Here is an 8,292-nt window from a genome sequence, read left to right as displayed (position 1 = left end):
TTTACTCAAACTGAACGTTCCAGTGAACTTCAACCGAATACAACGAATAATTTAATAGTGGTTTCAATGACTCAAGAGTGAAAAACACAAGGTTTTTTCGCGCCGACTTACTTGTGATATTAACAAGATATTTGGTCAACAGGATGCTGCCAATAATCTGATTTCTGTAATTTTCCTCTGCTTGTTGATAGAAAATACTAAACCACCATAAGCATCATTTGGATATACTAAATTTTTTTCACTATTAATTGTTGATGAAAATGTAGAGTATGCTTTTTGAGCCGTACTTATGCGATTGCCTACCTTTACCTCGTTCTCAGTGGGATAAAGCGAACTAGAAGCAGTAATTTGATGCACTTCACTTGTACTTGCATTATTATAAGTTGAAAGCCCCTCAATTTCTAATCCGTCGTATTTCCAAGTAGTAATATAAGAGCCATAGCAAATATCGTCATATTTTGTAGTTCGAGTTTTCGGTTTACCCAATTTTTTGAAAATATCCTTTTCTTTCATCCCCAGCTTAATATTACCTATGGATATTTTAGATACATCAATTGCTTTTTTAGTGGACTTATCAAGAAGATTGCTACGATAGTTTGAACTGTTATTCTCACCTATAGCTATAGGATTTACAGCGAGTAGTATCCCAAAACCAATTCCTGCTGCTAATTTTTTAAACATAACCTGACGTAAGGTATTGCTAGTTTAAAAAATTATGCCACTTTTTAAGTAAAAGCCCTCTGAAAATAGTTTGTTTTTTTGTACTGACTTACTTAGATATAAATAATTTACACTTTTGACTTAACTACTGGCTGTGATGTTTGTAAAGACTGGGGCAAACTCCAGTCGGGACGCAAGCTGGCGGCCTTACGTAAATAAATATGATGAATTGAGGCGGAGGCTGGCAGATAAGCGTGGACTAGGAACCGAATGCAGCGCTGTAAGCTGCCTTCGACGTGCATTTGCTGCACATCCAACATAGCCACATTATCCCAACCAGGACGCGCTCTAGCGATCGCAGCTGGAAAAATAGCATCTAAATCGCGTGTAACTGAGAAAGTCACACTAATCATGTCCCTCGGCTGGAATTGATTCCGGTTTTCCAACTCATCTAGTAGTTCTGTCACCACCTCTCGCATTGCCTCAATGGTATTTTCTGAAACGGTTGTTGCTCCGCGAATCGCCCGCATTTGCCACTCCACGCCCAAATCCTCCTTAATTAGTCATTGGTCATTGGTCATTGGTCATTGGTCATTGGTCATTGGTCATTTGATTGTGAACAAAGGACAAAGGACTAATGACTAATAACAAACAACTACTATTTATGGTCGATATAACCACAAGGGTAAACCACTAGTAGACATTTCAAATTCGAGCCAATTAATTCCAGATCGAATTCCTGATGAAACTTGACGACTCCCTGGTAGAAGGCGACTCAATAAGGGTTTACGTTCTTCTAGGGTATAGCAGAGAGTTTTTTCTGGATCAAGACCGACTAGTTCTGCTGTCCAGCGACGGGCATCTTCTTCTGTGCCCAGGCGATCTACAACACCCAACTCTAGGGCTTGCTGTCCAGTAAAAATCCGGCCATCGGCGAAACTTTTGACAGCTTCTACTGTTAAAGAACGACCATCAGCTACTGTTTGGACAAACTGCTGATAACTTGTGTCAATCAACTCTTGCAGGATATTTTCTTCTGGTTGAGTCAGTTGCCGATCAAAAGACAATATGTCTTTGTAAGGGCCAGACTTAATTACCTTGAAGGAAACACCGATTTTTTCTAGCAAGCGTTCCAAGTTATTCCCACGCAAAATCACACCAATGCTACCCGTAATTGTACCTGGGTTAGCGACGATGTGTTCGGCTCCCATGCCGATGTAGACTCCTCCAGAAGCCGAGATATTGCCAAAGCTAGCGACGATTTTGATTTTTTCGCGCAGACGCTTCAGGGCGCTGTAGATTTCTTGGGAATCTCCGACTGTACCGCCAGGGCTATCGATACGTAGCAATAATGCCGGAAACTTTTTTTCTTCTACAGTTTTCAGGGCTTCTAAGACGCGTTTGCGAGTAGCACCGGCGATCGCACCAGTAATTTCAATCCGCGCAATTTGTTTTTTAAACTTGGGCTTAAACGGCCAAATCATGAGCTGTCAACATACCTCGTAATAAACTTAATATAAGATGCCCAACGGTCAGACGACCTCTTTTGCTCTGTTAAGAAACATGAGCAGGCATTGCGATCGTCAGGATTTTAAGGAAATTTTTATATTTTGCAGTGAGTTTTATTTGATATAGCAGTCCGCTTTGATTTTTGAAATTATTTGCGTAGACAGGGAGTAGGGAGTGGGGAGTAGGCAAGAAACCTTTTCCGGGTGTACTGATTTTTTTCAAAAATCAAATACGAGTCCTAGATTCTCGAAGATTGCAGCTAACACAAAATGCCAAACTCTAGTTTAGCGTCCAACGTGATGAGTTAGCACAGACTATTTTAGCTGTTTTGCGGAATTCAAAATTATACAACCCTTGCTATTCTAGCTTTTTGACCTTTTGAGGATTGGTTTACTAGGGTCGCGCATTTGTACTAGTTGTCAGTAATAACTAATAACTATAGGACTTACGCACTGTACAAATGCATCATGATGTGCGTTACCTAAAATAGGTTGTTTTCAGGCTTTTCTTAATTATCCTGCGATTGTAAATAGACCATGCTGTAGGGGCACAGCAATGCTGTGCCCTTACGAAAGATATGGTTTTTAACCTTAATTCATATTTGGTATTTCTTGTCAATGCGTAAGTCCTAAACTAATAAAAAACTCCACGCCACTTGCGGGATGGAGTTTTTGGGCATGGGGAATGGGGCATGGGGAAGAAGCTACCAATGCCCTATGCCCCAAGCGACGGGGCGACTATCCCTCTACAGACACCTGGGGATGGAGTTTCCCGTCGCTTTCAATGAATAATAAATATTTAATCAATAACTCGACCACTCAATTTAATTAATAAAATTCATTGAGCAACACTAATCCCTATTTAGCTTAAAACCAGTATTACTTTCAGTTTTGGGAATATCACTTTTCCCTATATTGTACAGCTCATGAGCAACTGACGAAGCTATTTCTACTGCTTATGAATCAATTCGTAAAATTTGACACCGATAATAAACATACGTGTCAAACAGTGCCCCGACGAAACTACAGGTCAAACTAATCACAAATAATCCCCGGAGGGGAGTTCCACTGCCAAAGGTGGCGAGAAAATGCATAATCTGAGTAGCGATCGCCTCAGTTAACTCTTGTAAACCGGGGAAGTAACCGATGAGGGGTAAAAGGAACAATCCGCCGCCAACAAGTAACATGGGAGCGACAAAACTAAAAATGATCGTCAGTAGTAGGGAGCGGAGAAAGTTAGTGAAAATAGCCATTTAAGACAAACTCCGTAAGTAGAGATGACAAGAGCTAGATAGCAGTTCGTCATTTTCTACAATACGTGCGATCGCTCCTGACCAACCAATCTGTCAAAAATCTTAAGTTTTCATTAAAATAAACAACTATCAGCTACAGCACATGGTAGGTATCTCAAAAATGATTTGAATCTACAAAACCCTTGCACAGTCAAGTTTATAGCTAAAGTTAGCCCTGTTTATTGGCTTGCAACACTTTTAATAACAGCTTCATTTTCTGAGAGCATCTTTAATTTAAGTTAATATTCAGCGCCGTGGGGAGTGGGGAGTAAGGGAGATGAGGGAGATGAGGGAGATGAGGGAGATGAGGGAGATGAGGGAGATGAGGGAGATGAGGGAGATGAGGGGAATAGCCAATGCCCCATGCCCCATGCCCAATGCCCAATGCCCAATGCCCAATGCCCAATGCCCCATGCCCCATGCCCCATGCCCAATGCCCCATTCCCTATCCCAATAACTTCCGCTATTCTTAAGGCAGTCACTGAGTTAGCTACAGAACATTGAACCAGACTACATCCAAATCCAGTTTAGGAGAATGGAGTCAGCGGCTGCTGGCGGCGATTTTTCTGGGTGGGCAAGTACTAGTTCACCTATTGAGGGGCAAAATCCATCGGCGCAACACCTTGCAACAAATGGCAGCAGTTGGGCCAGATTCTCTATTTATTGCCCTATTGACGGCTATTTTTGTTGGCGCAGTGTTTACCATTCAGGTGGCGCGGGAATTTATCAACTTTGGCGCAGGAAACATTATCGGCGGAGTGCTTTCTGTCGCGTTGACACGAGAACTCTCTCCCGTGTTGACAGCAGTGATTTTAGCTGGGCGAGTCGGTTCTGCCTTTGCAGCCGAAATTGGTACCATGCGTGTCACAGAACAAATCGATGCCATGTTGATGTTGAAAACAGATCCAATCGATTACCTAGTTATCCCCCGCGTCCTTGCTTGCTGTTTAATGCTACCAATTTTAACGCTCCTGTCTTTGGTAACAGGGATGTTCGGGGGATTAATAATTGCGACAAATCTCTACAACCTATCTGATACAGGATTCCTAGACTCAGCCCGTAACTTTCTTGGTATCTGGGATATTATTAGCGCCATGATTAAGGCGTGTTGTTTTGGCATTTTAATCGCCGTAATTGGTTGCAGTTGGGGGTTGACGACAACAGGAGGAGCCAAAGGCGTAGGACAGTCAACCACAAGTGCTGTTGTGACTGCCTTGCTAATTATATTTGTTAGCAACTTTTTTCTTTCTTGGTTAATGTTTCAGGGGACTGGCAGTGCATTCTTAGGGCTATAAAAGTGAGGAGTGAGGAGTTATGAGTTAGGAGTTAGGAGTTATGAGTTAACAAAGTTTAAGGGTTTAATTCCCCAGCAAGACAGGCAGCACGTTTTGATGCCTAATTAAAATCCCCGTTACAAAACGTAATTGCTCTCAACTCTTAGAGACGCTCCGCGAACGCAGCATTAGCGTTAGCGAGTCTTGCCTACGGCACGCCAAGGGCGAACGAGCGTCATTGCGAATTGCAAATTGTTTAAAACTCCTCACTCCTAACTCTTAACTCCTAACTCTTAACTCCTAACTCTTAACTCCTAACTCTTAACTCCTAACTCATAACCCCTGACTCCTAAAATAGGAGAGAGATGCCCAGTAAATAAAGCAGGATTTAAGACTGTGACCAGTTCATTTGCTCCTAACTCCACATCAACTGTGGAACTCAAGCCTAGTTACAATATACCTATAGTGTTGGTAATTGCCGCTATTCCACTACTGTTGGTACAACCGTGGGTAGGCTTTGTTTTTACGCTGTTTGGTTTGTTTCTCATGTTTCAGGCGTTAACGCTGCGTTTGCAATTTACCGCCACCGACTTAGATATTTACAGAGGCGAAAAATTAATTCGGCGCTTTCCCTACCAGGAATGGCAAAACTGGCGGATCTTCTGGAATGGAGTCCCCATTTTGTTTTACTTTAAAGAAATTAAAAGTATTCACTTTTTGCCGATTTTATTTGATCCCAATACCTTGAAAACTTGCTTAGAACAACGTTGTCCGCGTATTTAGTCCTGAGTTACATCTGTGCTGAGTCGTTTCGCTCTAAACTCATAACTCAGCACTCATAACTCAGGACTTTTATGGCAGGTCAATTGTAATATTTCTGAAAGCTATTTATTCGCATCATAGGAATTACACTATTGTTTATGAACTCAGAGGCATCTCAAACCCCAGAACCAATTGATGAGCGGTTGGCAGAAAAACAAGAACAGAACAATGCAGTTGAACATCCACTCAATCCATCTGTTGAGTCAGTGGGAGAAACAGGAGCCATTAGCTCATCAGAGGACTACACAACTTTTGAGCCACTCATCTCTAATGCAAAAGTGGTAGATTCTACAGTAGAGCTAACAGAAAATTCAAATGGCGAGTTTGTAGCACAGTCGGAAGCGGAAAATACCGCACTGGGATCAGAAAACCATTCATTATATGCACAAGTAGAGCAGCGAGTAGCAGAGTTGCAGAGCGCTGAAGCTGCTCTTAAGGAAGAAATAGCCAAGCTGCAAGCTTTTTACAAAAACCTTCAGGCACAAGTGGGTGAAACTCAAACCTCACTGGGACGACTTGTACAAGAATCGCTGGTGCAGTTAGAACAACGCAAACAAACTCTGCAAATTTCTGTAGAACAACTAGAACGCCGACAAGAACGTATCCGCAACGAGATGCGAACCACTTTTGCTGGGACATCTCAAGACTTAGCAATTCGGGTGCAGGGTTTTAAAGACTATCTCACTGGTAGCTTACAGGATTTGGCGGTTGCCGCCGAGCAGTTGCAACTGACACCAAGTGTGGTGGAACGAGAAAAACCATCTGTAAAAGAAAAAGAGGCTAAACCAGTTGAAACCCAACCTGGAATACCGCAATTTGCCCAACAGCAGTTTCAAGATACTACAAAGCAAATTCGCCGCCTAATTGACCAATACCGCAATAAACCAGATTACTATGGGCCAGCCTGGCAACTACGCCGTACCTTTGAACCAATCCACGCAGAACGAGTTTCTAACTGGTTTTTTACCCAAGGGGGACGGGGTGGTTTGCGGACAATGGGTAGCCGCTTACAAAATATTTTGATTGCCTCAGCCGCAATTTCGATATTACACAAGCTGTATGGCGATCGCGTCCGTACTTTAGTCTTAGCTAATACACCGGAGCGATTAGGCGAATGGCGGCGCGGCTTGCAAGATTGTCTGGGAATCGGTCGCCCAGATTTCGGCCCAGACCGGGGCGTGGTATTATTTGAAGCGTCTGATGCTCTGGCTCAGAAAGCAGACCGATTGACCAAAGCCAATCAACTGCCCTTAATTATCATTGACGATTCAGAGGAGCAAATTAGTCTGTCACTGCTGCAATTTCCCCTGTGGTTAGCTTTTGCTCCTGACCCCAAAACCATGAGAAACTATGATGATGACTTTTAAATGAGTCATTAGTCATTAGTCATTAGTCATTAGTCATTAGTCATTAGTCATTAGTCATTAGTCATTAGTCATTAGTCATTAGTCATTAGTCAAGAGTAATACCTCTTGACTTTTTTAAATTTTGAATGCGTGAATTTTATTATGGCTATTTGGTTAACTCTGTGCGGGGCAATTGTAGTTATAGCTTACCTATTGGGTTCTTTTCCCACTGGGTACATTGCTGTGAAGCAGTTAAAAGGTATTGATATTCGGGAAGTTGGTTCAGGTTCCACTGGAGCAACTAATGTACTAAGAACTTTGGGAAAAGGGCCAGGAGCATTCGTTTTAGTACTTGATTCCTTAAAGGGAGTATTAGCGATCGCTCTAGTTTACTGGTTATTCAATTTTAACCCAATTCAAAATTATATCCCCCCAACGGTAGATGCACAAGTGTGGCAATCGTGGTTAATAACCTTAGCTGGGTTAGTTGCCATCCTGGGACATAGTAAATCAATTTTTTTGGGCTTTACTGGTGGTAAATCTGTTGCTATCAGCTTGGGAATTTTGTTGGCAATAAGTTGGCAGATAGGTTTAGCAACAGCAGGTGTGTTTGCCGTGGTTGTGGCGATATCGCGGATTGTCTCTTTGAGTTCAATTGCAGGTGCGATCGCTGTTTCCATTTTCATGGTAATTTTGCATCAACCATTACCATATATTCTGTTTGGAATTGCCGGTGGGTTATATGTAATTTTGCGCCATCGCCCTAATATTGAACGACTGCTTGCGGGAACAGAACCAAAAATTGGGCAACATGTAGCGACACCAGAACAAACTATATAACAGTCCTAAATCATTTGTGAAATATTTTTCTCTTTGCTGTCATTAGTCATTAGTTACTTGTACTGACTTGTACTGAGCTTGTCCTGAGCGTAGCCGAAGGGCGCAGCCGACTTGTACTGAGCGGCGTCGAAGTAAGGGCGTAGTCGAAGTATTTGTCCTTTGTAATTACAAATGACCAAGGACAAATGACTAAGGACGACCATAACAAAATTTTCACGACTATTCATGCCTTCTAAGCGAATCTTGTTTATCAGTAACGGCCACGGAGAGGACAACCACACCTCTCATGTTATTCAGACCCTGCGCCAATTGTGTCCTTCTCTGGAGATGGCAGCAATGCCGATTGTAGGGGAAGGAAAAGCTTACCGCAGCTTGGACATTCCCATTATTGGTCCCACACAAACGATGCCCTCTGGAGGATTCTTCTACATGAAGCGCCTCTATTTGCTCAAAGATTTTCAATCGGGATTGATTGGCTTAACGTGGGGACAATTACAAGCGGTGTTGCAGTATGCTCCCAACTGCGATTTGATTAGAAGGCATGAATAGT

10 protein-coding genes are annotated in these 8,292 nt (G+C 42.5%); 5 read left to right on the top strand and 5 right to left on the bottom strand.

All coding sequences use genetic code 11. From position 1 onward, the window contains the following. Positions 1-135 precede the first annotated feature (135 nt). The 5 genes from LC574_RS15240 to LC574_RS38025 form a co-directional block, all read right to left on the bottom strand. Entirely contained in the window at positions 136-681 is a 546-nt protein-coding gene (locus LC574_RS15240) for a hypothetical protein (RefSeq protein ID WP_229454302.1), read from the bottom strand. 107 nt (positions 682-788) lie between these two features. Then, positions 789-1,202: a chorismate mutase gene (gene aroH / locus LC574_RS15235; protein ID WP_229454301.1), complete on the bottom strand. Its 414-nt coding sequence runs from the start codon at positions 1,200-1,202 to the stop codon at positions 789-791. A gap of 120 nt (positions 1,203-1,322) precedes the next feature. Continuing rightward, positions 1,323-2,144: a signal peptide peptidase SppA gene (gene sppA, locus LC574_RS15230; protein WP_229454300.1), complete on the bottom strand. Its 822-nt coding sequence runs from the start codon at positions 2,142-2,144 to the stop codon at positions 1,323-1,325. Between the two features lie 980 nt (positions 2,145-3,124). Then, positions 3,125-3,421: a hypothetical protein gene (locus LC574_RS15225; protein WP_229454299.1), complete on the bottom strand. Its 297-nt coding sequence runs from the start codon at positions 3,419-3,421 to the stop codon at positions 3,125-3,127. Positions 3,422-3,699: 278 nt separating this feature from the next. Further along, complete coding sequence (locus tag LC574_RS38025; RefSeq protein ID WP_267871541.1) at positions 3,700-3,825, bottom strand: hypothetical protein; 126 nt, start codon at positions 3,823-3,825, stop codon at positions 3,700-3,702. A gap of 135 nt (positions 3,826-3,960) precedes the next feature. Between LC574_RS38025 and LC574_RS15220 the strand changes: the two genes are divergently transcribed. From LC574_RS15220 to LC574_RS15200, 5 genes are all read left to right on the top strand, one after another. Beyond that, the gene (locus LC574_RS15220; RefSeq protein ID WP_229454298.1) at positions 3,961-4,755 is read left to right on the top strand and encodes an MlaE family lipid ABC transporter permease subunit; all 795 of its coding nucleotides are present in this window, start codon (positions 3,961-3,963) and stop codon (positions 4,753-4,755) included. Positions 4,756-5,130: 375 nt separating this feature from the next. Next, positions 5,131-5,517 (top strand): DUF3119 family protein, encoded by a 387-nt coding sequence (locus LC574_RS15215; protein ID WP_229454297.1) that lies wholly within the window; start codon positions 5,131-5,133, stop codon positions 5,515-5,517. Between the two features lie 137 nt (positions 5,518-5,654). Further along, positions 5,655-6,923: a DUF3086 domain-containing protein gene (locus LC574_RS15210; protein ID WP_229454296.1), complete on the top strand. Its 1,269-nt coding sequence runs from the start codon at positions 5,655-5,657 to the stop codon at positions 6,921-6,923. A 141-nt stretch (positions 6,924-7,064) separates the two neighbouring features. Beyond that, a complete protein-coding gene (gene plsY, locus LC574_RS15205) occupies positions 7,065-7,742 on the top strand; it encodes a glycerol-3-phosphate 1-O-acyltransferase PlsY (RefSeq protein WP_229454295.1) in 678 nt (225 codons plus the stop codon). A gap of 225 nt (positions 7,743-7,967) precedes the next feature. Next, positions 7,968-8,291, top strand: coding sequence for a hypothetical protein (locus LC574_RS15200; RefSeq protein ID WP_229454294.1), 324 nt, complete (start codon positions 7,968-7,970; stop codon positions 8,289-8,291). The last annotated feature ends 1 nt before the right edge of the window (position 8,292 follow it).

It is taken from the genome of Nostoc sp. CHAB 5715 (assembly GCF_020829685.1).
In the GTDB taxonomy this organism is placed as follows: Bacteria; Cyanobacteriota; Cyanobacteriia; order Cyanobacteriales; family Nostocaceae; genus Nostoc.
This window is presented reverse-complemented; position numbering and strand designations above follow the sequence as displayed.